This is a genomic window from Mesorhizobium sp. B2-4-14, assembly GCF_006442155.1.
Taxonomy (GTDB): Bacteria; Pseudomonadota; Alphaproteobacteria; order Rhizobiales; family Rhizobiaceae; genus Mesorhizobium.
Map to the genome: position 1 here is coordinate 140,146 of NZ_VFVA01000001.1, position 26,207 is coordinate 166,352.

The 26,207-nt window shown below is 64.3% G+C and carries 20 protein-coding genes and 1 pseudogene; 5 read left to right on the forward strand and 16 right to left on the reverse strand.

From position 1 onward, the window contains the following. Positions 1-9: 9 nt before the first annotated feature. From FJ938_RS29745 to FJ938_RS00735, 7 genes are all read right to left on the reverse strand, one after another. Positions 10-381: a hypothetical protein gene (locus FJ938_RS29745; RefSeq protein WP_246673122.1), complete on the reverse strand. Its 372-nt coding sequence runs from the start codon at positions 379-381 to the stop codon at positions 10-12. Positions 382-409: 28 nt separating this feature from the next. Further along, positions 410-652: a hypothetical protein gene (locus FJ938_RS29750; RefSeq protein WP_246673123.1), complete on the reverse strand. Its 243-nt coding sequence runs from the start codon at positions 650-652 to the stop codon at positions 410-412. A 6-nt stretch (positions 653-658) separates the two neighbouring features. Continuing rightward, the gene (locus tag FJ938_RS29755) at positions 659-949 is read right to left on the reverse strand and encodes a glycosyltransferase (protein ID WP_246673124.1); all 291 of its coding nucleotides are present in this window, start codon (positions 947-949) and stop codon (positions 659-661) included. A 147-nt stretch (positions 950-1,096) separates the two neighbouring features. Further along, the gene (locus FJ938_RS00720; RefSeq protein ID WP_140607175.1) at positions 1,097-1,981 is read right to left on the reverse strand and encodes a transglutaminase family protein; all 885 of its coding nucleotides are present in this window, start codon (positions 1,979-1,981) and stop codon (positions 1,097-1,099) included. 59 nt (positions 1,982-2,040) lie between these two features. After that, a complete protein-coding gene (locus FJ938_RS00725; RefSeq protein ID WP_140607176.1) occupies positions 2,041-4,446 on the reverse strand; it encodes a circularly permuted type 2 ATP-grasp protein in 2,406 nt (801 codons plus the stop codon). Between the two features lie 6 nt (positions 4,447-4,452). Continuing rightward, complete coding sequence (locus tag FJ938_RS00730; protein WP_140690282.1) at positions 4,453-7,812, reverse strand: transglutaminase family protein; 3,360 nt, start codon at positions 7,810-7,812, stop codon at positions 4,453-4,455. Between the two features lie 344 nt (positions 7,813-8,156). Continuing rightward, positions 8,157-9,353 (reverse strand): acyl-CoA dehydrogenase, encoded by a 1,197-nt coding sequence (locus FJ938_RS00735; RefSeq protein WP_140690284.1) that lies wholly within the window; start codon positions 9,351-9,353, stop codon positions 8,157-8,159. 102 nt (positions 9,354-9,455) lie between these two features. Between FJ938_RS00735 and FJ938_RS00740 the strand changes: the two genes are divergently transcribed. Then, positions 9,456-10,367, forward strand: a complete 912-nt coding sequence (locus FJ938_RS00740; protein WP_140607179.1) for a LysR family transcriptional regulator — start codon at positions 9,456-9,458, stop codon at positions 10,365-10,367. Here the strand turns inward: FJ938_RS00740 and FJ938_RS00745 are convergent. From FJ938_RS00745 to FJ938_RS00780, 8 genes and pseudogenes are all read right to left on the reverse strand, one after another. Continuing rightward, positions 10,368-12,691, reverse strand: a pseudogene (locus tag FJ938_RS00745) (Tex family protein). It lies immediately after the preceding gene. Between the two features lie 128 nt (positions 12,692-12,819). Further along, the gene (locus FJ938_RS00750) at positions 12,820-14,001 is read right to left on the reverse strand and encodes a serine hydrolase (protein ID WP_140690287.1); all 1,182 of its coding nucleotides are present in this window, start codon (positions 13,999-14,001) and stop codon (positions 12,820-12,822) included. Between the two features lie 34 nt (positions 14,002-14,035). After that, positions 14,036-15,232 carry a serine hydrolase gene (locus FJ938_RS00755; RefSeq protein WP_140690290.1) on the reverse strand — a complete coding sequence of 399 codons (1,197 nt, stop codon included), beginning with the start codon at positions 15,230-15,232 and terminating at the stop codon, positions 14,036-14,038. Positions 15,233-15,295: 63 nt separating this feature from the next. Then, a complete protein-coding gene (locus FJ938_RS00760; protein ID WP_140607183.1) occupies positions 15,296-16,330 on the reverse strand; it encodes an extracellular solute-binding protein in 1,035 nt (344 codons plus the stop codon). 20 nt (positions 16,331-16,350) lie between these two features. Then, positions 16,351-17,151, reverse strand: coding sequence for an ABC transporter permease (locus tag FJ938_RS00765; RefSeq protein ID WP_140690293.1), 801 nt, complete (start codon positions 17,149-17,151; stop codon positions 16,351-16,353). Continuing rightward, a complete protein-coding gene (locus FJ938_RS00770; RefSeq protein ID WP_140690296.1) occupies positions 17,144-18,064 on the reverse strand; it encodes an ABC transporter permease in 921 nt (306 codons plus the stop codon). Before FJ938_RS00770 ends, FJ938_RS00765 begins: the two co-directional genes overlap by 8 nt. After that, entirely contained in the window at positions 18,064-19,158 is a 1,095-nt protein-coding gene (locus FJ938_RS00775; protein WP_140690299.1) for an ABC transporter ATP-binding protein, read from the reverse strand. Before FJ938_RS00775 ends, FJ938_RS00770 begins: the two co-directional genes overlap by 1 nt. Positions 19,159-19,300: 142 nt before the next feature. Next, positions 19,301-20,980, reverse strand: a complete 1,680-nt coding sequence (locus FJ938_RS00780; RefSeq protein ID WP_140690303.1) for an amidohydrolase — start codon at positions 20,978-20,980, stop codon at positions 19,301-19,303. Positions 20,981-21,240: 260 nt separating this feature from the next. Here FJ938_RS00780 and FJ938_RS00785 point away from each other — a divergent pair, with 260 nt between their 5' ends. Next, on the forward strand, positions 21,241-21,894 hold the full coding sequence (locus tag FJ938_RS00785) for a TetR/AcrR family transcriptional regulator (protein WP_140690306.1): 654 nt from the start codon (positions 21,241-21,243) through the stop codon (positions 21,892-21,894). 24 nt (positions 21,895-21,918) lie between these two features. Beyond that, on the forward strand, positions 21,919-22,950 hold the full coding sequence (locus FJ938_RS00790; protein ID WP_140690307.1) for a histone deacetylase family protein: 1,032 nt from the start codon (positions 21,919-21,921) through the stop codon (positions 22,948-22,950). Between the two features lie 72 nt (positions 22,951-23,022). On the opposite strand, the gene FJ938_RS00795 is transcribed toward FJ938_RS00790, so the two are convergent. Beyond that, positions 23,023-24,216: a TMEM43 family protein gene (locus FJ938_RS00795; protein ID WP_140690309.1), complete on the reverse strand. Its 1,194-nt coding sequence runs from the start codon at positions 24,214-24,216 to the stop codon at positions 23,023-23,025. Between the two features lie 504 nt (positions 24,217-24,720). On the opposite strand from FJ938_RS00795, the gene FJ938_RS00800 reads away from it, so the two are divergent. Together FJ938_RS00800 and FJ938_RS00805 are read left to right on the forward strand one after the other, a co-directional pair. After that, positions 24,721-25,431, forward strand: a complete 711-nt coding sequence (locus FJ938_RS00800) for a helix-turn-helix transcriptional regulator (RefSeq protein ID WP_140607191.1) — start codon at positions 24,721-24,723, stop codon at positions 25,429-25,431. Continuing rightward, positions 25,428-26,198 (forward strand): helix-turn-helix transcriptional regulator, encoded by a 771-nt coding sequence (locus FJ938_RS00805; protein ID WP_140690312.1) that lies wholly within the window; start codon positions 25,428-25,430, stop codon positions 26,196-26,198. The genes FJ938_RS00800 and FJ938_RS00805 overlap by 4 nt, the downstream gene beginning before the upstream one ends. Positions 26,199-26,207 lie beyond the last annotated feature (9 nt).

A 26,207-nucleotide genomic window follows, 5' to 3' on the forward strand; every position in this document is an offset into this window, starting at 1 on the left:
GGATATTGCCTAAAGGGCGCCTTGCAGTTCTATCTGCGGAGCCGACAGGCGGCGCCTTGCAGCGAGCTTGAGCCTGTAGCGCAGGCAGCGCCAAGCCTCCGACCGCCGCTTTGGTGCGGCGGCGGCCACCGCCAGGAAGCGCGCGGCCGTGTTCAGGTCGCCGCGTCCATAGTGGACGCGGGCAATCTTGAGGGCGACGAGCCCTTCCCTGGTCTTGAGTGCCGATATCGGGATGTCGCAATCGGCGAGCGTGCGCAATTCCCGGCGCCACTCGAGGAAGCGCCGCGCCGGGTTGATCGTAAAGCGGTCGTCGGAACGGGCCGGCGAAACCTCGTAAACCATCACGGGTTGCGGAATCATGGCCAGCGATGCCTTGCTCATCAGCCTTGCCCAGAACAGCGTGTCCTCGTCATAGGCCAGCCCGACCGGGAACCGCGTCTCCCCCGATCAGGCGCCGGGATGCCAGCACGCTGCCCACCGCGACCGAGCGTATATCGCCCTTCACATAGGCCGAAGCGTTTGCCAGGCACGCGGCCTGGTAGCCGTTCGGCACCTTGATCTGCCGATCCTGGCCGTTCACGCGTCGCCGGTAGGCGCCAACCACCATGTCGGCTTTCGGCTGGTTGTCCGCCTGCCGCAGCAGCGCGCGCAATCCGCCCTAAAGATGCAGATCGTCGGCGTCGATCAGGTACACCCAGGGATGGAGCGCCTGAGCCAGGGCGACATTGCGCGCAGCACCGGCGTCGCCGCAAACGGCCGGCAGCACACGCAACGGCAGAGACAGTTGTGCCGTCGCCTGCCGTGCCACATCAGCCGTGTCGTCCGTCGAGGCATCGTCGATCAGCAGGATCTGGCCGATGACTTCGGCCTCACTGCTGAGCGACGCCAGCGTTGTCGCGATAGTTGCGGCCGCATTGTGGGCAGGGATGACGATGCTGACTGCTCTCAATTACGAACCCCGCGCCTGCGCGCTTTAGCAATACAATGACTGTCGCCTCAAAACGAGCATAGAGTAACGGCCTCGTCGATGTTTGAGAAGTCGCCTTGTTCACCTTGAATTGCAGCAACGGGGCGCCTTGCACTTACAGGCCCGCTTTCACGCCTTTTCGAGCGCGACCGGGATGACGTCGACGGCCTGCTCGCCGACCTGCCCGCCGGTGGTCTTCAGCACGCCGACGATCGGTGCGACGTCGGAATAGTCGCGGCCGTAGCCGACGGTGATGTGGTCGTTGCTGGCCCGCATGCCGTTGGTCGGGTCGAACTCCTGCCAGCCGGCATCGCGTCCGCACCAGACCTTGACCCAGGCATGCATGGCGTCGGCGCCTTCCAGCCGGGGCTTTCCCTTCGGCGGGATGGTGCGCAGGAAGCCGCTGACATAGCCGGCCGGTATGCCCAGTCCACGCAGCCCGGCGATCATGATGTGCGAAAAATCCTGGCAGACACCGCGCTTCAGCCTAAAAGCATCGCTGGCCCGGGTGCGCACCGTGGTCGCCTCGCCATCATAGGTGAAATCGCGGTGAATGCGGTTGCACAGGTTCATGGCCGTGCCGGCGGCCGAGTTGCCGACGCTATCGTGCGCATATGAAGTGATCGCCGCGTCGATGCCGGCATGGCTGCTGGCGGACAGAAAGTGATGCGGTGCATCCGGCGCCAGCGACCGTACCGCCGCCAGTTCCTGCCTCAGCCGCCCGATATCCGGCGACACGTCGAGCCCCGGCTCAGGCCGCGACACCGACACACGCGCGCTCATCCTGATGTCGAGCGCGTCATGCGCATCGCGAAATGCGATCGAGGTGACGTTGTTGCCGAAAAAGTCCGAAAAATCGGAACGTTCGTTGGGCGCCGGCACACAGGACAGGGATGCCGCGATGACGCGCTGCACACCGGAAATCGTCGACGGCAGGACGCGGATCTGGTGGCGGCCGCCGCCGGCCGCGGCTGCATAGTCGTAGTGGAGATGAAGCCTGATGTCGTAAAGCATGCGCTATTTTTCTTGTCCTGGAGCAGGTTTCTGACCGCGCGAGGCTTTGCGGAACCTGCCTAGCCGAAATAGGCCTTGGCGAGGCTGTTGTAGAGACCGCCTATCTCGTTGGCGAGATCGTCAAGTGCGGCGGCAGTCATGTCCGAAGGCTCCTTGATGGCGATGGCCGTATTGAGCTGCAGGATCTCCTTCGCCGCCGGCGACATGTGCCCCTCGCCGCCGATCGACGGCAAGAGGCCGATCTCGGCTTTCAGCCTTTCGAGCTGGAACAGGATGGAGCGCGGATTGAGCGGATCGAGCGCCAGAAGATCGATCACCGTGCGCCGGCCGGCCTGCACCGGATATTGCCGGCGGTGGGTCATCACGCTGTCCCCGATCTCCAGCATCATGTCTAGAGCCCCTTCCGGCGCCTGGGCGCCGGTCAGCCGCGCGAGCGTGCGGGCGATCTGGATGCCGCGCTCCAGCCGCCGGCCGATCTCGAGGAACCGCCACCCGGCAAAACGATACATGTTCTCGTGCAGCAGGCCGGAAAACCCGGCGAGCTTGCGCAGGATGACGGTCATTGCCCGTGTCGCGTCATCCCCCGGCGCCACCGTCGTGGCGAACTGGTGGATGGTCTTCGACAGGTCCTTGAGCGCGAGCCAGCCGTCGGGCGAGAAACGGTCGCGGATCTGGCCCGCGCTGTAAACCGCGCTGTCCAGCGTACCGATCAGCCCCAACGGGATCGCCGTGCCGACATCGATGCCGAACGGTTCGAGATAGTCTCTGACGTCGGCCAGCAGCGGCATGTCCGGGTCCGACGTTTCGGCCAGCCGCACGTGATAGGCGCGCAATATACGCACCGTGTCTTCCGAGCGTTCGATGTAGCGGCCGAGCCATGTCAGGTTCTCAGCCGCACGGCTGGGCAGGCTGCCCGGCCTGGTGCGGCTGAAGCTGTCGCCCTCTTGCGGCAGCAGCGTCTCGCGCTCCACCGGCCTGTCGCTGACCACCCAGACGTCAGCTGCCTGGCCGCCGCGCTGCATGGCGATCGCGGTCGGGTCTAGGGACAGGCCGACGCGGGCGAACCCGCCCGGCATCACCGTCCAGCCCTCAGGCGTACGCGCCAGATAGACGCGCAGGCTCGCTGGCCTTGGTTCCAGCCAGCCATCGACATAGACGGGCGTCGTCGACAACGTCACTGCTTCCTGGCCGACGAAGGCGTCGCCATCGCGCTCGATCCGCGCCACCAGCTCCGCCCGCTCCCCGGCCGACAGCGCCGAGCCGAGCTTGGTCTGGCCGTCATCCTCGAAGGCGAGCCTGGTCGACAGCGCCGGGCCGATCACCATACGGTCGATGTTGGCAAGCACATGGGCGCGCTCGGCCTCCTGCCCGCACCACCATGTCGCGACGCTCGGCAGCAACAATTCCTCGCCATGCAGCTCGCGCGCGATCTTGGGCAGGAAGGCGAGCAGCGCCCGCGTTTCCATCAGGCCCGACCCCAGCGCATTGACGGTGGACACGGAGCCCTGCCGGATCGCCTCGACCAGACCCGGCGTGCCGATCTGCGAATCCGAGCGCAGTTCGAGCGGATCGGCGAAGGCGGCATCGAGGCGCCGCCAGAGCACGCTGATCGGCATCAGGCCGGAAACGGTCCGCACCATAAGCCTGCCGCCGGAAACGGTCAGATCCTCGCCCTCCAGCAGCATGATGCCGAGATAGCGGGCGATGTAGGCGTGCTCGTAATAGGTCTCGTTGAGCGGTCCCGGCGTCAGGATCGCGACGCGGCCGTCGGTGGCCATGCCGAGCAGCGCATCGCGGAAGCGGCGGAAGAAGCCGGCGAGCCGGTGCACATGCATCTCGCCATAGATGTCCGACAGCGCGCGCGTGGTGGCGACGCGGTTCTCCAGCGCGAAGCCGGCGCCGGACGGCGCCTGCGTTCGGTCACCCAGCACCCACCAGCGGCCGTCGGGCCCGCGGCCAAGCTCGAAGGCGCAGAAATGCAGGAAATGTCCCTCGGCCGGCCTGGTGCCGACGACGGGCCGCAAATATTCAGGGCTGGCGGCGATGAGCCCTGCCGGCAGGACGCCCTTTTCGATCAGCCGGTTGCGGCCATAGATATCGGCGACGGTTTCCTCGAACAGCTCGGCGCGCTGGACGAGGCCGGCGCTGATCGCGGCCCATTGGGTATCTTCGATGAGCAGGGGCACATGCGCCAGCGGCCATTCGCGCTCATTGGCGCCTGCCTTGTCGTAGACGCGGTAGTAGACGCCGGCATCGCGCAGATACTGGTCGGCGCGGGCAAAGCGCTGACCGAGCTTTTCAGGCCCCAATTCGTCGAGCGCCTCGATGAAATCCTTCCAGGCCGGGCGGGGATTGCCTGACGCGTCGACCATCTCGTCGACAACGCCGTCGATCGGCTGGTAGTGCTCCAGCAGGCTGTGGGTCTGCGGCTTGCCGCGTACCCTCTTGTGATTCCCCTTTGCCATGTCGGATCACAGTCTTGGCGGGCGCCGAAGGTCAAGGGTCATCGGGAAATCTTGTGCCGGTTGTTCCTCGCGCATCACATAGCCGGATGGCGTGTGGCCGCGCGGTTCGAAGCGGGCGAGCCGCCGGGCCTCGGCCTCGTTGCCGTTGACCGGGAACGTGTCGTAGTTACGCCCGCCCGGATGCGCGACATGGTAGACGCAACCGCCAATCGCCCTGCCCGACCAGCGGTCGTAAATGTCGAAGACCAGGGGCGTGTTGACCGGCAGCGCCGGATGCAGGCCAGAAGCCGGCTGCCAAGCCTTGAAGCGCACGCCGGCCACCGCGACCTCCCTGTTGTCGGTCACCTTCATCGGTACGACGCGGCCGTTGCAGACGATCGCGTGACGCTCCGGATTGAGCCCTTCGGTCTTGACCTGCAGCCTTTCCACCGAGGAATCGACGAAGCGTACGGTGCCGCCGATGGCGCCCTGTTCGCCCATGACATGCCAAGGCTCCAGCGCCTGGCGCAGTTCCAGCTTGATGCCAGCATGCCGGACCTCGCCGCAGAACGGGAAGCGGAATTCGAGCTGGGCGTCGAACCATTCAGGCCGGAACTCGAAGCCGTTGAGCTTGAGGTCGTCGAGCACGTCGAGGAAATCGGCCCAGACATAGTGCGGCAGCATAAACCGGTCATGCAGAGAGGTGCCCCAACGCACGAAGCGGCCGTCGAGCGGCGCCTTCCAGGCCCGTGCGATGATGGCGCGCACCAGCAATTGCTGCGCCAGCGACATGCGCGCATTGGGCGGCATCTCGAAGCCGCGGAACTCCACCAGCCCCAGCCGCCCGGTCGGCCCATCCGGTGAGAATAGTTTGTCGATGCAAATTTCCGAGCGGTGCGTGTTCCCCGTGACATCGGTCAGAAGATTGCGGAACAACCGGTCGACCAGCCACGGCAAGGGTGCCGCACCCTGGTCCGGATGCGGCACCTGCGCCATCGCGATCTCGAGCTCGTACAGAGAGTCATGGCGCGCCTCGTCAAAGCGCGGCGCCTGGCTGGTCGGCCCGATGAACAGGCCCGAGAACAGGTACGACAGCGAGGGATGCCGCTGCCATTGCAGAACCAGGCTCTTCAACAGGTCTGGCCGGCGCAGGAACGGGCTGTCGTTCGGCGTCGCGCCGCCGACAACGACATGGTTGCCGCCGCCAGTGCCGGTGTGGCGGCCATCGATCATGAACTTGTCGGCACCAAGCCGCGTCTGCCGCGCCTCCTCATAGATCGCCGTCGTCGTCGCCACGCAATCCTGCCAGTTGGAAGCCGGGTGGATATTGACCTCTATGACTCCCGGATCGGGCGCGACGCGGATGACGTTGAGGCGCGGATCATGAGGCGGGCCATAGCCCTCGATATGCACGGGAAGCCCTATTGCCTTTGCCGCATTCTCGGCCGCCGCAACCAGTTCGAGATAGTCTTCCAGCGCCTCGACGGGCGGCATGAACACGCACAGACGCCCGTCGCGCGGTTCGACCGAAAGCGCTGTGCGCACCGCGCCGCCGATCTCGGTGAGCTCCTGCTCGACCCGGTCCTGCTGCCCGGTCGCCGCCGTGAAGGATGCCGCCTGCTGGCGGCGGGCCATTTCGTCGGCGCCTTCGCGTTCGGCCGGGGCCGCTGCGGGCAGAATCGCCTCGCGCGCCGGCAGCGGCCCGCGCGGCAGTGACGGATCGACCGGCACGATGTAGGGAAACTGTGCCGGCGGCACATAGGGCAGTGTGCCCAGCGGCAAGCGATAGCCGACCGGGGAATCGCCCGGCACCAGGAACAGGCGGCCGCGCCGCGTCGTCCATCTCTCAGAACGCCAGCGCGGTTCCGATGCCTGGCTGTTCCAGCGCTGCACCGGCAGGACATAGCCCGACGGTTTGGTCAACCCGCGCTCGAACACACGCGCCATGCGGCTGCGTTCCTCCGGATCCTCCAGCCTTGAGTTGGACGGATCGACATTGTCGGGCAGCTTGCCTTCCTTGAGCAGCCATTCGGCCGGATCCTCATAGGCTTCGCTGACCATCGACCTGTCGATGCCGAGTTCATCGGCGATTGCCGTGAGCAGGCTTTCCGCCTGCTGCGGCCCGACCTCGGCGTTGCTCGTCTCGCGCGCGATCAGCGACGGATCGCTCCACACCGGTTGGCCATCGGCGCGCCAGTAGAGCGAAAAGGTCCAGCGCGGCAGGCTCTCGCCGGGATACCACTTGCCCTGGCCGTAGTGGAGAAAGCCACCCGGCGCGAAACGTTCGCGCAAGCGTCGGATCAGCGCATCGGCCTTTTCGCGCTTGGTCGGACCGACGGCGGCAGTGTTCCACTCGGCCGCCTCGAAATCGTCGATGGACACGAAGGTCGGCTCGCCCCCCATGGTCAGCCGCACATCCCCGGCCTCGAGTGCCGCATCGACCTGGTTGCCTAGCGCGTCGAGCGCCTGCCAGCTTTCGTCCGAGAACGGCTTGGTGATGCGAGGATGTTCGGCGATGCGGTCGACCCGCATGTCGAAGCCGAACTCGACATTGGCGAAGCTCGCCATGCCCGAAATCGGGGCGGCGTTGCGGAAATGCGGTGTTGCCGCCAGCGGCACATGGCTTTCGCCGGTCAGCAGGCCGGAGGTCGGGTCGAAGCCGATCCAGCCGGCGCCCGGAAGATAGACCTCGCACCAGGCGTGCAGATCGATGAAGTCGACAGCGGTTCCGGCCGGACCGTCAAGCGCGACAAGATCTGGCTTGAGCTGGATCAGATAGCCGGAGACGAAACGTGCGGCGATGCCCAGATTCCTGAGGATCTGCACCAGCAGCCAACTTGAATCGCGGCAGGAGCCCTTTGCGGCGGCCAGCGTTTCCTCCGGCGAGAACACGCCGGTTTCCATGCGCACGATGTAGGCGATCTCGCGCTGCAGGCGGGCGTTGAGGTCGACGAGGAAATTGACCGTATTGGGCGCACTGCGATCGACGGTTTTCAGGAAGGCCGAGAGCAGCGGCCCCGCCGGCTCCGGTGTCCGGTAGATGGCGAGGTCGTCCCTGATCTCTTCCGAATACTCGAACGGAAATGTCTCGGCCGCAGGCTCGACGAAGAAATCGAACGGATTGTAGACCGTCATGTCGGCAACGAGATCGACCTCGATCTTCAGCTCGCTCACCGGCTCGGGAAAGACGAAGCGGGCGAGGAAGTTGCCGTAGGGATCCTGCTGCAGATTGACGAAATGGTTCGCCGGCTCGACCTTGAGCGAATGGCTGAGCACCTTGGTGCGGGAATGCGGCGCCGGCTGCAGCCTGATGATTTGAGGGCCGAGAACCACCGGCCGGTCGTATTTGTAGTGGGTCAGGTGGTAGACGGCTGCCAGAATTGCCATGGGGCCCCGGAGGTCGGCGTTTCAAACGAACACTAGACCCTGACACAGATGGTAGCCGATCTCCAAGCGGATGTTGCGGTGCACCCAGTCGAACGCCTTCTCCCGAGCAGGTCGACCCCCACTCCGTCTCGGCTTCGCCGAGCCACCTCTCCCCCGATCGACGGGGTAGAGGAAGGGCGTGAACCTATCCCAAACTGGCTCCTTTCCTCTCCCTCCGGAGGGGGGAGAGGTGGCTCGGCGAAGCCGAGACGGAGTGGGGGAAGGCGGTTCTCAATCGCGCAGGCATTGTAGTAACCCGATCAGTAATCCATTCAGGGGCGAATTGCCTTATGGCACTGCCTGGCTCAGAAAAAGGCCTGTATCCCTGTTTGCGCCCGCCCGAGGATCAGCGCGTGCACGTCATGCGTGCCTTCATAGGTGTTGACCGTTTCCAGGTTCTGCGCGTGGCGCATCACGTGATAGCCGATCTGGATGCCGTTGCCGCCATGCATGTCGCGGGCCTGACGGGCGATGTCGAGGGCCTTGCCGCAATTGTTGCGCTTGACGATCGAGATCATCTCCGGCGCCATCTTGCCTCCATCGAGCAGACGCCCGACGCGCAGCGATGCCTGCAGCCCGAGCGCGATCTCGGTCTGCATGTCGGCGAGTTTCTTCTGGTAAAGCTGCGTGCCGGCGAGCGGCTTGCCGAACTGCTTGCGGTCCAGGCCATACTGGCGGGCGCGATGCCAGCAATCTTCCGCCGCACCCATCGAGCCCCAGGAAATGCCGAAGCGGGCGCGGTTGAGACAGCCGAACGGGCCCTTCAGCCCGGAGACATTGGGCAGCAGCGCGTCTTCGCCGACCTCGACGCCTTCCATCACCACCTCGCCGGTGATCGATGCCCGCAGCGACAGCTTACCGCCGATCTTCGGCGCCGAAAGCCCCTTGATGCCCTTTTCCAGCACGAAGCCACGGATCTCGTCCTTGCCGTTCTCGCCCTTCAACTTCGCCCAGACGACGAACACGTCGGCGACCGGCGCATTGGAAATCCACATCTTGGACCCGGAAATCCTGTAGCCGCTGGCGGTCTTCTCGGCGCGGGTCTTCATGCCGCCAGGGTCGGAGCCGGCATCCGGCTCGGTCAGGCCGAAACAGCCGATCCACTCGCCGCTGGCGAGCTTGGGCAGGTACTTCCTGTGCTGTGCGTCCGAGCCATAGGCATGGATCGGATACATCACCAGCGACGACTGCACCGACATCATCGAGCGATAGCCGGAATCGACACGCTCGACTTCGCGCGCGACCAGTCCGTACGTGACATAGTTGGCGCCGAGCCCGCCGAATTCCTCCGGAATGGTGATGCCAAGAAGGCCGGCCTCACCCATCTCCCGGAAGATCGCCGTGTCGAAGGTCTCGTTGAGGTAGGCGTCCTCGATGCGCGGCGCCAGCTTGTCGGCGGCGAAGACCGCCGCGCCGTCGCGCACCATGCGCTCGTCTTCCGAAAGCTGGTCCTCGATCAGGAACGGGTCTTCCCAGACGAATGCATTCTTGTCGGCGGCCATGGCTCTCGATCCTCAAAACGGCTGAAGCCCGGCTTATCGACCCGCGGCATGAAAAAATCAAACGAAATTGCTTCTCCGATCAATGAGCATTAGGAATGGATCATGAGTGTCCAGCGCCGCCTTTTGCCCAACATCAGCGCCCTTGCCGCCTTCGAGGCGGTGGCGCGGCTTGGCAGTTTCACCGCCGCCGCTCAGGAGTTGGACCTGACCCAGGGCGCTGTCAGCCGGCAGATCAGGCTCTTGGAAGATCAGTTCGGGCGCCAACTGTTCGAACGCGACAGCCGCAATGTCCAGCTCTCGGCTGCGGGCGAAATCTATGCCGAGGCGGTACGTGCCGCACTTGGCCAATTGCGGGATGCCGCGCTTGGATTGATGAGCAATCGGCATAGCGGCATCCTGAACCTTGCCATATTGCCGACCTTCGGCACGCGCTGGCTGATGCCGATGATCCCCGATTTCGTGGAAAACAATCCCGACATCACCATCAACTTCGTCACCCGTGTCGGCCGCTTCGACTTCGCCCGGGAGAGGCTGGATGCCGCCATCCACTACGGCCTGCCTGACTGGCCGGAGGCCGACTCCACGCTCCTGGTGCGCGAAACGGTGGCGCCGGTGGTATCGCCCGAATTCCTCGCCGGTCGCGCCATCGCCACGCCGGCCGATATCGGTCGCCTGCCGCTGCTGCACATGGCGACGCGCCCCGGCGCCTGGACCGAATGGTTCGAGCACCAGGGTCTGAGCGCGCCGACCGGACCAGGCATGCAGTTCGAGCAGTTCGGCACCGCCGCCCAGGCCTGCATGGCGGGGCTCGGCGTGGCGCTGTTGCCCCTACTGCTCATCGCCGGCGAATTGCAGCGCGGCCAGCTTGTGACGGCGCCCGGCCAACCGATGCAAAGCCGCAGCGCCTATTACCTCGTCGTTCCCCATGACAAGCGCGGCTATCCACCGGCTGCCAGTTTTCGAGACTGGCTGCTAGGCCAGCTTGAGAAGGAGCCGGCTGTTCTGGCCTGGTAGCTACTTGCGCTTCAGCGCGTCCGCCAGCGCCGCGCCGAATGCGCCTTGCTGGGCCGGCCGCTCCGGCTGGCGCTGGGGTGCTGGCGAGCGTGGCGCCGGCCTGCCGCCGCCATTGTCGCGCGGCCCGCCTTTCGATCCGCCGCCCTCGCCGCCGTCCTTGCGCATGGAGAGCCCGATGCGCTTGCGCTTGATGTCGACGTCGACGACGCGCACCTTGACCACGTCGCCGGCCTTGACCACCTCATGCGCGTCCTTGATGAACCGATCGGCCAGCTGCGAGACGTGCACCAGCCCGTCCTGGTGCACGCCGATATCGACGAAGGCGCCAAAGGCCGCGACATTGGTCACCGTGCCTTCGAGCTGCATGCCGGGTTTTAAATCCTTGATGTCGTCGATGCCGTCGGCGAAGGTCGCCGTCTTGAAGCCGGGGCGCGGGTCGCGGCCGGGCTTTTCCAGCTCCGCCAGGATGTCGCGCACCGTCGGCAAGCCGAAGCGCTCATCGACGAAGACGCGAGGATCGAGCGCCTTGAGTGCGGCGCTGTCGCCCATCAGCGCGCGCACGTCGCGCCCGCAGGCGGCCACGATCTTCTTGGCCACGCCATAGGCTTCGGGATGCACCGCCGAGGCGTCGAGCGGCTCGCTGCCGTTCGGAATGCGCAGGAAGCCGGCGCATTGCTCGAAAGCGCGCGGTCCGAGCCGGGAGACCTTGAGCAGGTCCTTGCGGCTGGCGAACGGTCCCGTCGCGTCGCGATGCGCGACGATGGCGTCGGCCAGCGACGCGCCAAGACCTGAAACGCGCGCCAGGAGTGGCGCCGAGGCGGTGTTGAGATCGACGCCGACGGCATTGACCGCGTCCTCGACCACTGCTTCCAGCGAGCGGCCAAGCCGGTACTGGTCGACATCGTGCTGGTACTGGCCGACGCCGATCGACTTCGGTTCGATCTTGACCAGTTCGGCCAGCGGATCCTGCAGCCGCCGCGCGATCGACACCGCGCCGCGCAACGACACGTCGAGGCCAGGGAATTCGGCCGCCGCCGCCGCCGAGGCCGAATAGACCGAGGCTCCTGCCTCACTGACGATCACCTGAGCGGCTTGGGGCCTGAGCCGGCGGGCATGTCGGAGAGCATGTCCGCCACCAGCTTTTCGGTTTCGCGGCTGCCGGTACCGTTGCCGATCGAAATCAGCTCCACCTTGTGCTGGCGGACCAGCGCTGCGAGTTCCGTCTGCGTGCCGCGCACATCGTTCCTCGGCGGGAACGGATAGACCGTCGTCGTCGCCACCAGCTTGCCGGTGCCGTCGACCACCGCCACCTTGACGCCGGTGCGGATGCCGGGATCGAGCCCCATCGTCGGCCGCGAGCCGGCCGGAGCCGCCAGCAGCAAATCCTTAAGATTGCGGGCAAAGACATGGATCGCCTCTTCCTCGGCCCGCTCGCGCAGGTCACGCATCAAATCGAGCGTCAGGTGCAGCGACAGCTTGATCCGCCAGGTCCAGCTGGCGACCTCCATCAGCCAGCGGTCACCCGGCAGGCAGACTCCGATCGCGTAGGCATTGGCGATCATCCGTTCGACCGGCTTCACCGGCGAAGTGTCGTCGGCATCGACTTCGATGTCGAGGGACAGTACCTCTTCGTTGCGGCCGCGCAGCATGGCCAGCGCGCGGTGGCTTGGCACATTTGCCCAGCGTTCGACATGGTCGAAATAGTCGGAGAATTTCGCGCCAGCCTCCTGCTTGCCGTCGACCACCCTGGCCCGCAGGAAGGCGCGTTCCTTCATGTAGCCGCGCAGCTTGCCGACCAGATCGGCATTCTCGGCGAACTGCTCCGAGAGGATGTCGCGGGCGCCCTCGAGTGCGGCCTTGGCGCCGGCCACCTCCCCGGTGACATAGGCCAGCGCCACCTCGGCGGGCACCAGCGAGCGGTCGGCAAGAATAGCCTGCGCCAACGGCCCCAGCCCGCGCTCGCGGGCGATCTCGGCCTTGGTGCGGCGCTTGGGCTTGTAGGGCAGGTAGATGTCTTCCAGTTCCGCCTTGGTGGAGGCGGCGGCAATCTTGGCCTCGAGCTCTTCGGTCAGCTTGCCCTGTTCGCGTATCGAGCCAAGGATGGTGTCGCGGCGGGCGTCGAGCTCGCGCAGGTAGGCGAGCCGCTCGGCAAGGTCGCGCAGTTGGGTGTCGTCCAGCCCGCCGGTCACCTCCTTGCGGTAGCGCGCCACGAACGGCACCGTCGCGCCCTCGTCGAGCAGTTCGATCGCCGCGGCCGCCTGTTCGGGCCGCGCCTTGATCTCGGCCGCGATGATGGCTGCGATGCGCTTGATGTCGGATGCCATGTCGTTCCTGCTGTCGTCGAAAAGAGCGGCGACCATAGGCGCAGATGCATGCCCCGCCAACCGCGACGTTTTCAACCTTCGCAGGCGGTCCACAAGAAACCATGCGGCAGCTGACCGCGCCTGACGGCTCAGACCAGTCGCGTCAGTGTCTCGAAGAAAGCGACGATTTCGAGATCAAGCTGGTCATCGACCGGTTCCGGCTGCGACGACATCTTGGCAATGACCACTTCCGCCTTCGGGTCGACATAGAGCCACTGGCCATGGATGCCGATGCCGCAATAGGCGCCGCTCGGCTTGCCCGACTGGTACCATTTGTTGCGATAACGGCCCTGTGGAAACAGCGGAAGCATCGCGCCGCGCTGCCAGGCCTCCGAACTGCCTCCGGTCGCCACAGTATCGCGCACCCACGCCTCCGGCACGACCCGCCGGCCATTGGCCATGCCGCTCTGCCGCATCATCTCGCCGATGCGCGCCAGGTCGCGCGGCGTCACCGAAATGCCGCCGGCGGTGCGCGCCGTGCCTTCCATGTCGACGCCGATTGACGCTTCGCTGACGGCCCCCAGCGGCAGCCACAGCCTGTCGCGCATCAGGTCGGTGAAGCGCTGGCCGGTAGCGCGTTCGAGCAGCAGGCCGAGCAGGTCGGAATTGGGCGACCGGTAGCGGAAGGTCTGACCATGCGGCTCGGCAAGCCGCTGCAGGGTCAGGATGAATTCGCGCAGGCTTTCCGTCCCGCCGCCCGGGTTCCATAGCGTGGCGCGGCGATAACGTGCGAAGGCGCTTTCCGGATCGAGATAGGCCTCCTCGAAATCGAGGCTGACGCTCATGTCGAGCACATGCCGCACGCTGGCCTCGCCATAGGCCGTGCCCACCGCCTCCGGGATGTATTGCGTCACCGGCGCCTCCGGATCGAACGCGCCCTCGCCCTCGAGTATGCCGGCGACGATGGCGGTCACCGACTTGCTGATCGAGAAGATGATGTGGCGGGCACCGAAATTCATATGCGGCGCGAACCAGTCGCCGATCACCTTGCCGCCTTTCATCACCGTCAGCGCGTCGGTGCTGGAACGCAGGAGGAATTCGGCCACCGTCTCCGGCGCACTGGCAAGCGAAACCTTTTCGCCGAGCAGGCCACCCAGGTCTCGCACGGGCTCTTCGCCGCCGCCCGGCGCTGCCATCACCCGCGCTGTCGGCACCAGTTCGCCGAGGTTCTGGAAGGACCATCGGTTGAATGGATTTTCGCGCCAGTTGGCGAGCAGCACCTCATTGCGGCGGAAGCCGTAGCGGGTCTCGAACGCGGTCTTGCCGGTCATGGCGTTTTTCCTTCCAGGTCGTCTCTTGAGGGGCTCAGCGCAGGGCGGCGGCGATGGCGTGCACGGCCTTCAGCGTTGCCATGGAATAGGCGAGATTGCTGAAATCCGGCCACGTCGAAAGCTTCACCACGACCATTCCTGTGTTCCAGTCGATGTGGATGATCTGCCCGAACACGCCCCGGCACATCAGCGCGCGCGAGCTGGGATTCTCGATCCAGAACTGGTTGCGGTAACTGCCCTCGGGCATGCTGGCGGAGAAATCCGGGCCGTGCCTGCCGTTGCGTGTCGCCTCGATCCAGGCCGCCGGCACGATGCCGCCGCCATTGTCGAGGATCATCTGGCCAAATCGGCCATAGTCGCGGAGCGTCGCGTTGAAGCCGCCGTCGGCGAGCGCATAGCCGGCGCTGTCGACGGTGAAGCAGGCGCTTTCGTCGGCACCGAGCTTCTGCCAGAGCTCTTCGGAAACCAGTTGCGCCAGCCGCTTGCCGGTCACCCGTTCCATGATGAAGGCGAGCACGTCGGTCTCTATCGAGCGGTACTCGAACTTTACTCCGTGCGGACGGACCGTGTCTTTCAAGCTGAGGATCAGCTCGAACATGTGCGAGGGCCAGCGAAAGTCCGGATCACTGCCCGGCGGCACCGGCTTCCAGCCCGTGGCGACATCGACCTGGCCGATATCGGAATAGCGGTCGGTATATTCCTCGCAAAAGCGCACGCCCGTCGTCATGTCGAGCACATGCTGGACGCTAGCGCCGGCCCAGCCTGTGGCGCCGAGTTCCGGCAGGTAATCGGTGACCGGCCGGGTGGGATCGATCAGCCCGCGCCCGGCCAATATGCCGAACACCGCACCAGTGATCGATTTGGCCATCGACTGCGAGAGATGCAGCGTGCGCTCGTCCATGCCGTTGAAATAGCGCTCATAGGCGATCTTGCCGTCCTTGAGCACCAGGAACCCGTCCGTATAGGTCTCGTCGAGCAACCCCGCGAGCGTCGAAGGCCTGCCCTCGCTGTCCTTGACCGGCAGTCCGTCGAGATCGACCTCGGCGCGTTCGAGACGATGGCGATGGCCATTGCCACGCCAGACTTCGGCGGTCGGCAGGATTTCCCTGATGTGCTGAAACGCCCAGCGGTTCCATGGCGGCCGATCCCAGTCGAGCTTTGTCGGCACCATGGCGGGCGGCGAGCCCTGCATGACCGGCGGCCGCGGATCGCTGTTGCGGTAGGAATTCATGAAAGGCCATTCCCGGAAAGAAAAGACCCGGCGGCGTGTGCCGCCGGGTCCGTCATGCAGCGATTACTTCTGCAGCTCGGTCCAGATCTTGGTGTAGATGTCCTGGATTTCAGGCGCACACATCTTCTGGAATTCGCCCTGTGGCTTCGCGGCGGCCGGAATGACGACTTCCGGCGCATCCTTCATGTCGGCCGGCATGTATTTGTCCGAGCCGGTGATGGCGTTGGCGTAGCGGTGGAAGGCCGAGAGGCCGGCTGCGTTTTCCGGATCCATGATGAAGTTCTGGAACAGCTTGGCGTTGTCGACATTCTTGGCTTCCTTGAGAACGACGACGTTGTCGCTCCACAGGCCGTAGCCTTCCTTCGGATAATTGTAGTGGATGGCCGGATTGGCCAGCCGCTGGCGTAGCGCAGAGCCGTTCCAGTCGCTGGTGGCCTTGAAGTCGCCGGCGCCCATCTTCTCGATGGTGTTGTATTCCATGGCGATCCAGTTCGGCTTGGCCGCGACGAGCGTGTCACGCACCTTCTTCAGCACCGCCTTGTCGTCGGTGCACTGCTGGCCACCGACATATTTGATCGCGGCGAAGATGACGTCATTCATCTCGGGAACGACGTTGACCTTGCCCTTCAGCTCGTCGGGCGTGTTGAAGATGATGCCCCAGCTGTCGGCCGGTCCCTTGTAGGCATCGGTGTTGACGACGACGCCCACCGTGCCCAGCGCCCACGGCACCGAATATTTGCGGCCGGGATCGAAATCTGGATTGGCCCATTCCGGCGCCACGTTCTTGAAGTTCTCCATCTTGCCCGGGTCGGTTTCGAGCACAAGCCCTTCCTTGATCCAGATCGGCACGTAGGTCTGCGAGGGCACGGCGATGTCGAAGCCGGTGCCGCCCTGGCGGACCTTGGCGAGCGCGGTGTCGTTGGAATCGTAGTCTGTGATCGTGACCTTGATGTTGTATTTCTGCTCGAACTTCTTGATCACGTCAGGGCTGGTGTAGTTGCCCCAATTGTAGATGTTGAGCACGCCGTCGGCGCGGGCAAGCCCCGTCGAGGCGAGCAACGCCAACCCTATGGCGCTCGCTGTGGTCTTCCAGTTCATGGTTCTAACTCCCATTAGGTTCAGTCTCGTTTCCTGCTGACAAAGAAAAACAACGTGACGATCGCGACCGAAAGCAGCAGGAAGGCGGTCGATATCGCGTTGATCTCGGGTGTGATGCCGCGCCGGATCTGGCCGAGCATGTAGGTTGGCAGCGTGTCCTGGCCGCCCGATTTGACGAACTCGGTGATGACGACGTCGTCGAGCGAGATGACGAAGGCCAGCATCAGTCCAGCAAGGATGCCAGGCCACAACAGCGGCAGTGTGATGCGGCGGAAGGTCTTCCACGGCGTCGCGTAGAGATCGGCGGCGGCACGCTCCAGCGTCAGGTCCATATTCTCCAGCCGCGCCCGGATCGGCAGGTAGGCGAAGGGAATGCAGAACGCCGTATGCGCGGCGATCAGGTAGCCGAGGCCGGAATAGCCGGTGAATATCTTGATGCGGGAAAAGAAGATCAGCAGCGCCACGCCGGTGACGATCTCGGGCACCATCAACGGCTGGTTGATCGCCGCATATTTGAAGGTGAGGCCGGGATAGGAGGCGGTGCGTGTGGTGGCAAGCGCCGCCATGGTGGCGAATATGGTCGACAGCACCGCAGCGATGGCGCCGATCTGGAAGGATCGCAGTGTCGCGTCGATGACCTGCGTGTTCTGGTATGCCGACTGGAACCACTTCAGCGAAAAGCCGCCCCATTCCGACGTCGAGCTTGCCGCATTGAAGGCATAGATCACCAGCACGATGATCGGCAGATAGAGAACCACGAAACAGGTCGCCGCGATCGATGTGAAGCCAGGCTGGTGCTTGATGGAGAAGTTGCTAGCCATGACGCACCCCCGACTTGCTGGCATTGCGCACATAGGCTAGCAGCGCCACCATGACGATGATCATCACGGTGATCGACAGCGCCGAGCCGAGCGGCCAGTTGCGGCCCTGCCCGAACTGCAATTCGATCAGGTTGGACAGCATCATGTTCTTGCCGCCGCCAAGCACGCTCGGCGTCACGTAGGCGCCAAGTGCGGGAATGAAGACAAGGATGGAGCCGGCGATGACCCCCGGTTTGACCAGCGGGAAGATAATGCGCCAAAGCACCCGGAAACGCGTCGCATAAAGGTCGTAACCGGCTTCGACCAGCCGGAAATCGAGCTTCTCCATGCTGGCATAGATCGGCAGCACCATCAGCGGCAGGTAGACATAGGCCATGCCGATCAGGATCGCCGTGTCGGTGTAGAGTATCTGGATCGGCGCCGAGATGATGCCAAGCTTCAAAAGGATCGTGTTGATGATGCCTTCGTTGCGGATGATCTGCAGCACGGCGAAGGTGCGGATCAGAAGGTTGGTCCAGAACGGAATGGTGATCAGGAACAGCCAGAGGTCTCGGGTCTTTTCGCTGCGTGTCGCCATGAAATAGGCGGTCGGGAACCCAAGCGCCAAGGTGGCGATCGTTGTCACGACGGCAAGCTTGATGGAGCGCAGGAAGATGGTGACATGCGCCGCCGCGAGCGAAAGCGTATCGTCGAAAATGTCGCGTTCCAGGAGCACCGACGTCCAGGCGTCGGACGAGAACTGCCATTTCACGTCGCCATAGGCGCCGGGCGTCAGGAAGGAATAGACGAGAACGATCAGCAACGGGCCGGTCGCGGCCAGGAAAATGACCAGCAGTGCTGGCGCTGACAAGAGCCAGCGGTCACGGACATCGCGCCGTTCCGCCGCCTTGGCGACTTCTTCCGCGGTGGCCATCAGTCCCTCAGCACTTGCGCGGCGTCGTTGCCGATCATGATGCCGACCTTGTCGCCGCGCTCGAAACCGCAGCCGGCGCTGCGCGTATTCTGCTGGCGCACGGTGAAGGCCTCGCCGCTGTCGAGCTGGACATGAATATGCGTATCGGTGCCGAAATAGACGATGTTTTCGACCATGCCCGACAACTCACCCTTGTCCTTCGTCAGCTTGGCGTGCTCGGGCCGTACCACCACGGTGGCATTGTCCTTGGGCTGGAAGCCTTCGGCAACGGTTGCTTCGATCGTCGTGCCCGATTTGAGCGTCGCGCGTGCCTTGCCATTGCCGATGCCCGATATGGCGGCGGTGAGGAAGTTGGTTTCACCGATGAAGTCGGCGACGAAACGTTCCGCCGGCTTGTCGTAAATGTCCCAGGGCGAGCCGACCTGCAGGATCTTGCCCGACGACATCACAGCGATGCGGTCCGACATCGTCAGCGCTTCTTCCTGGTCATGGGTGACGAAGATGAAGGTGATGCCGGTCTCATGCTGCAGCCGCTTCAACTCGATCTGCATCTCCTTGCGCAGCTTGTAGTCGAGTGCCGAGAGCGGTTCGTCGAGCAACAGCACTTTCGGCTGCGGCGCAAGCGCCCGGGCCAGCGCCACGCGCTGCTGCTGGCCGCCGGAAATCTGGCCTGTGCGGCGGCCCGCCAGGGCCTCCATCTTGACCAGCTTGAGCATCTCGGCGACGCGCGCCTTGATCTCGGCCCTGGGCTTGCCCAGCATCTCCAGGCCGAAGCCGATATTGTCGGCCACCGTCATGTGCGGGAACAGCGCATAGGACTGGAAGACGGTGTTGACCGGCCGCTTGAAGGGCGGCAGCGGCGCGATGTCCTGCCCGTAGAGCAGGATCTCGCCGGCGGTTGGAAAGTCGAAGCCGGCGATCAGCCGCAGCAAGGTCGTCTTGCCGCAGCCAGACGGTCCCAGCAGCGTGAAGAACTCGTTCTCGCGGATGGATACCGAGACCTTGTCGAGGGCAGCGACCTGCCCCTCACCCGATCCGAAAATTTTGCTGACGTTTACTACTTCAATCGCATTCCGATCCGGTTTGTCCGGCACGATTACGCCTCACTGTTGACCCCGCTCTTGCTGGCGGAGCTTTCCCCTGTTGGATGTGAACACATGGCCGGTAGGTTGGCAAGCCCGGCATTGAATCACAGTTCAGTCAGTCATTTCTGGCTTGGCAGGCCCCATGCCAATGTCAGGCTTGATAGGTAACCTTCCCGCCGCAGATCGTCGTTGCCGGCCGCACCTTGTGCAGGTCTGCCGGCGCGGCCTTCTCGATATCGGCCGACAGGACGACCAGATCCGCCATGTAGCCGGGCTTGAGCATGCCCTTGCGATGCTCGGCGAATTCGGCATAGGCGCCTTCTACCGTGTAGGCGGCGAGCGCTTCGTGCAGCGAGAAGCTCTGGTCCGGGTCGCTTTCTGCCCATGGTTTGCGCAGCACTGCCGCCTGAATGCCCAGGATCGGGTCGACCGGCGACACCGGCCAGTCCGAGGCGAAGACGACATGCGCGCCGGCGTTCTTCAAGGTACGCCAGGCATAGCTCAGCGGCCAGCGAGCCGGGCCGATACGCGACACGGTCGGCTCCAGCGGGAAATCCATGGCGCCGGGCGGATGCGGCGGCTGCATGGAAGCGATGACGCCGAGTTCGGCGAAGCGTGGCACGTCCGATGTGGTGGTGACCTCGATGTGTTCGATGCGATGCCGGCTATCGCGCTTGCCATTGGCCTTTTGCGCCGCCTCGTAGCCGTCGAGCACGGCACGCACCGCGCCATCGCCGATCGAATGTACCGCGATCTGCAGCCCGCGCTTGTCGATGGCGGCGGCGAGGTCAATAAACTGTTGCGGCGTGAACAGCGGCTCGCCGATCCAGTCGGGACGGTCGGCATAAGGCTCGATCATGACAGCCGTCCAGGAATCCAGCACCCCGTCGTAGAACACTTTGACCATGCCCGACGACAGCCACTCGCTGTCGAAGCGTTCGGCCATCTCGGATGCCTTGTCGAGCATGTCGAGCGTCATGAAATTCTTGTAGTGGAACGGTATCTGCACGCGGCAGGGCAAGCCTTCCTCGGCCTCGATCTCGGCCAGCAGTTCGAGCTGGTAGAGATTGCCGTCCATGTTCTGGATCGAGGTGATGCCGTGGCGCGCGCACCAGGCCAGCCCACGCCGGATGATGTCACGGTCGGCGGCGCGCTCTTCCGCCGAGGGCATCGGGTCCGGCTCGCCGCCGGTCGCCAGCCCCAGCCGCACCCGGCCCTCGCCGGCAAGGTCGAGCACCGGGCCGAAGGCTTCGCCCTCGCGCAGTTCGCCATTGGCCAGGCCATCGTCGCCCATGACGATCTCATTGCCCGGGCCAAGCGCGCGCCCATGCAGAATGCCGGCCATGTCCAGCGCCTTGGTGTTGGCCCACATCGTGTGGTGGTCGGGCGCGGCCATGACGAAGGGCCGGTCCGGCAGGATGGTGTCGAGGTGATGGCGCGTCACCCGCTCGTCACCGAGCACGGTATAGTCGACGCCCTGCCCGACCAGCATTTTCGCTTCGGGATGTGTCGATGCGTAGTCACGGATCGCCTTTTGCAGCGCCTCGAATCCGTGGACGCCCGAAAGCTGAAGATGGGCGAGCTCGGCCGCACCCGAGAAAAGATGCATATGGGCTTCGATGAAACCCGGGAGCACCGAACCGCCCTTGGCGTCGATGACCTTGGTGGTCGGTCCCTTGAGCTGTTCGACGGAGGCGCGGCTGCCGATGGCGATTATGGCGCCGTCCTTGACCGCGACGGCTTCGGCGGCGGGATTGTCATCGTCCATGGTCAGCACATGACCATTGATGACGATCAGATCCGCATTGTGACCCGCATCCGTGACAGACATCGCGACTCCGCGCTTTTGACGACTGACTGAGACCGGCAACTCCGCGTCCAACCACCTGCCGCTCCGTTGGAGCAGTGCCATGGGACAAAGAATGATGCCAGCGCGCTGTCCTCGAAATTCCCCTTGTTATCCCTGAAGACAGCGTGGATAAAAGAATGCGACTAATTATTCGCGTTTGTCAACATGCGGAATTTGGAATGTCTTGTGGACAGCATCCTCCGCTTGTGTTGAGACCGGGCGGGGAACGGGGATATCAAGCAGTGAAGCGCAGTCTCGACCGCAAAACCAGGATAGCGCTCGAACCACGCAAGCAGCCGCGGCAACAACGGTCGAGCAAGGTCGTCGACAGGATACTCGACGCGGCGCTGATCTTGACGCGGGAGCAAGGAACCAAGACGCCGACGACGCTCGCCATTGCGCAGCGCGCGGGCTTGTCGGTCGGTTCGGTCTACCAATACTTTCCCAACAAGGAAGCCATTCTTCTGGACCTCGCGCGGCGCTGGCTTTCCTCTTTTCCCGAGGTGATCGCGAAACGCATCAAGGTCCCCCCGCCCACCAACCGCGAAGAGTTTCGGCGCGAAGTGCGCAAGCTCTTCGCCGACACGTCCAGGCTCTATCTCGACAATGCCACCCTGATGCCAGTGATCGAGGCCATCTCGGGCAATGCCGACCTCAGGCCGATCCAGAACGAATATGACGACCAGATCATCGCCCTCTACGCCGCATGGCTGCAGCATATGAACCCGGCTCTCGAAGGCAAGATCGCCAGCCGGCTCGGCGTGGTGATGATGGAGGTCGGGCACGTCTGCCGGCTCGTCGGGCTGAAAAAGGATCGCCGGACATTCGACCTCATCGAGGACGATGTGGAAACCATGTGGCTCGCTTTGGTGAACCCCTATCTCAACCTTGACTGAATTTCGCACTTCGAGAGGAATTTTATGAAGACTGTCTATTCGCCGCTTCATGCCGGCCATTCCGGCCAGATGGAGCTGGTCACCTCGGCCATCGTGCCGGGCTTTGAAAAGCCCTCACGCGCCGAGTTCATCAAGGCGCGGGTCGAAAGCGAGAGGCTCGGGCCGATCATCGCGCCGGTCGAGCACGATCTTGCCGCCGCCAAGCGCGTCCACAGGGCCGACTACATCGATTTCCTGCCGACGGTTTGGCCGCAATGGACGGCTGAGGGCCACACGGGCACGGCAATGCCCTTCACATGGCCGACGCGCGGCCTGCGTGGCGACGTGCCGCCAAAGCGCATCGACGCCCTGCTCGGCTACTATTCCTTCGACGGCGGCGCCACCTTCGTCGCGGGGACCTGGGCCGCGATCAAATCCTCCTACGACGTGGCGCTGACCGCTGCCGGTCTGGTCAAGGACGGCGAGAGGTCGGCCTTCGCGCTTTGCCGCCCGCCCGGTCACCATGCCGGCGCCGGCTTCATGGGCGGCTATTGCTACATCAACAACGCCGCCGTCGCCGCGCAATGGTTCCTTGATCAGGGCGCCAAGCGCGTCTCCATCCTCGACGTCGATTACCACCATGGCAACGGCACCCAGGAGATCTTCTATGACCGGGCCGACGTGCAGGTTCTCAACCTGCATGGCGATCCGATGGTCGAATATCCGTTCTTCCTCGGCCATGCCGATGAACGCGGCGCGGGCGCGGGCGAAGGCTTCAACATCAACTATCCCATGCCCTTCGGCACCGGCTGGGACGCATGGAACGTGTCGCTGGAGGATGCCTGCGCGAGGCTTGCGGCCTATGCGCCCGACATCGTCGTCGTCTCGCTCGGTGTCGACACTTTCGAGAAAGACCCGATCAGCCAGTTCAAGCTGAAGAGCCCGGACTATCCCAAGATCGGCCAGCGCATCGCCAAACTCGGCCTGCCGACGCTGTTCGTCATGGAAGGCGGCTATGCGGTCGAGGAGATCGGAATCAACGCCGTCGGCGTGCTGACCGGCTTCGAGGACCGGTAAGCCTGCCGGCTGATCGGCTGACAATGACGGGTGAGGCAGGAAAGGGCGGTGGGTCCGCCCTTTTTTCGCGAGCTACATTGCGATGCCGGCGCTCGGCGTCGCCATCTGCGCGGCCGCCTTGCGCGACCGTCCGAGATAATAGACCGCCGCCGCCGCGATGACGCCGGCGGCCAGGATGCCCGCCGCCAGAAGCGGCCGGTACCAGAACCAGGCGATCGCGATCGTCGTCGCGCCGACCAGGATCGCCAGGAAGAAGGCGATGATACCGGTTCCCATCCGCGCCATGCTGCCGAGGAACGGAATGACGTCGAGGATCACGCCGATCGGGCCGAGGAACAGGGCAAAGCCGATGGTCAGCAGCAGCAGGCCGGCACCACGCAGCAGCCAGGTGATCAGCGTGTTGACGCTGACCGCTTCGGCGAACATCTTGTCGGCCGGCACCGTCCCGGTGTCGACCATCAGCAACGCATCGCCCGCCTGCGTCTGGTACGGCTCGAACCGGCTGCCGGCCTGACGCGCCACGATGCTGACCGCGCCAAGCGACGCCAATTGATAGCCGATGCGGTAATCGCCCAGCGCTGGCGATGTGTTGTCGCTGCCGAGATAGATCTTGCCATCGACGATGCTGAGCGGCTTCGTCCCGGTATAGGCGGCCTTGATCGCCGCCGCCTGATTGGCCGACAGCGAATAGTCCGTGTCACCTTCGATACGATCGAGCACCGGCTTGTCCAGATCGAAGGCAACGAGCTTGCCCTGTGGAATCTGGAAGGCGCGGCTGTGGATCGCCATCGGCGGATTCTGGTGGCCGTCCGGCTTCTTGAAATCCGACGAATCGATCTGGCTGTCGTCCCACACCCGCGAATAGCTGTAGGTGGTTTGCGTCTCCTCGCCACCGCCAAGCTTCTTGGTGGTCTCGGATTTGGACTGTTCCTTCCACTGATACATCTGGACGGTGCGCGACAGGCGTAGCCCCTGCGCGGCAATGCCGAAATCCGGGTCCGCCAGACCGCCGTCCGCGGTCACCGGACCACTGACATGCACAAGCTTGCCGTCATTACCGGCATCGACGCTGTCGGCGTTCACCGAGACGACGGCGCCGGCGCCTTCGGCCAGCGAGCGCGCCGTCTGCACCGCGCGGCCCTCGTTCCAGAACAACCCGACCACCATCAGCACGATCAGCAGCAGGCCGATGATGACCCCGCCGACCGCGCGCTTGATCCGCCCGAACCGCGAGACGGATGTAACTTCCCGAAATGAATCGCTCATCGTTCCCCCGAAACAAACCTCGCCAGGCGCCGAACGGAACCGCCACGGATAACCATGTCCGTCCTGCCGGTTGCACGCGCGACAGTCGAAGGTGCCCTCCCCTTCGACAGTCGCGAATCTATCGCAACGGAGCCGCCGCCGATATGGCCGGCTTGCACGGTTCCGGCGATTTTCGCACATTGAGAGCCGGGAAAATCCCCCCTGAGTCGCAGGCAGAGTCCGCCGGATTCGATTTTGTCAAATCGCGTTTGATGTCGGATTCATCTGCGGGTAGATTAGACCCGAATCAGCCGGTCCTCGGGGGGCGCGGCGACCACCCAAAGTCTCAAGTTCCGGAATTTTCCGGCGCCAGATGCGGACGGCTTCGCGTTCCCTGAATGGATTCCGTCTGGTTGGGCGCGGCCCCGCGCCTCGTGTGCCTCGTAAAAGTAACGCGTTTTAGGGGTTCGGCGGCTGGCTCTCCAGCATCCGGACATCAGAATCGATTCCGGCCAAAAGCAGCAGATGAGCAGTCCCGCCGCGCCTCTTCAATCCGACACATTGGGCTCGCGCCTGACGTCGCGCGGTGATCTCACCAGTTTCTTCATGGAGCTGACCGCCGAGATCGGCGCCGACAGCTACATGCTGGTCGCCATCGTCCACGACCAGGACCGCAACGATGCGCGCATCGTCTCTTCGAACTGGATCTTCGATGCCATCGAGCTGATCGGCAAGCGGCTGATCGCCAGCCTCGCCCAGGGTGCCCTCACCGTCGCGCCCGGTTTCCGTCCGAAGCCGCTGGTGGCGGCCAAAGCGCCGGATGCCGACGGACTGGTCTCCGGCGAAGAGGCCCGCCTTCTCGACGTGCTCGGCCATGCCGAGATCTATTCGCTGCGGCTGAATGTCGGCCGCCAGCGCCTGTTCGCCTTGTTCTCGGCGGCGACGGTCGGCCAGATCGACGAGCCGGCGCTGATGAAGGCGCAGCTGAAATGCTGCTATGCGCTCTCGCATATTCCGCAACTGATCGCCGCCGCGGCGATGCAGGATCCCCTGTCGGACCGCGAGCGCGAATGCCTCTTCTGGGTCTCGGAAGGCAAGACCACCGACGAGGTGGCCGTCATCCTTGGCGTCTCCTCCAACACCGTCAACAGCTACATCACCCACGCCATCCAGAAATTCGCGGCCAGCAACCGTGCGATGGCCATCGCCACGGCGATCAGGAGTGGCATCATTTGAAACACGCCGACATCAAGGATGCCGCTGAAGCCCTTTTCAACGAGCAGCACAGCCCGTTCGGCGCCTTCACGCTCGGCTCCGAAACGCATCACGCCGTCACCATTCCCGATGCCGTGCGCCGCTGCCGCTGGATATCAGTCGACATCAACGCCTCGGCCTTCGGCCTGTTCTTCGTCAGCCCGTCGCCGGAACGGGCGCGGCTGGTCCCCTGTTTTGATTCCGACTATCCTGGCATCGCGGTGGCTACGAAGTTCATTTCAGGGGCCAATGGCGAGGAGATCGTGCGCCACACCCGCCTTTCGACCGAACCGCGCTGGTGGTCGGATGACGGTGTCGCGGCGATGGTCGACATGTTCGGCAATCTCGCCTGGACCGGACAAATGGCGCCGCTGACGCCCGGCACCAGCGGCATCGCGTTCCCCGTCCACGCCGATCGCGGCCAATGCGGCCTCGTCGTCTTCCTGGGATCGGAGATCGCGATGACGCAGGATACGCTCTACGATATCCACGCCCGCTGCTTCTCGCTGTTCGCAGCCGTCGCCCGCATTCGCCCGGGCGACGCCGGCAGGATGCGCGCCATATCCAAGCGCGAACTCGAATGCCTGAAGCTGACCGCCAACGGCAATACCAGCGAGGAGATCGCGCGGCTCCTGAAACTGTCGGTGCACACCGCCAACCAGTATCTGACCCAGTCAACCCAGAAGCTCAACGCCGTCAACCGCAATCAGGCCGTCGCCAAGGCACTGCGGCTTGGCCTGATCGAATAGCGTTTGCTG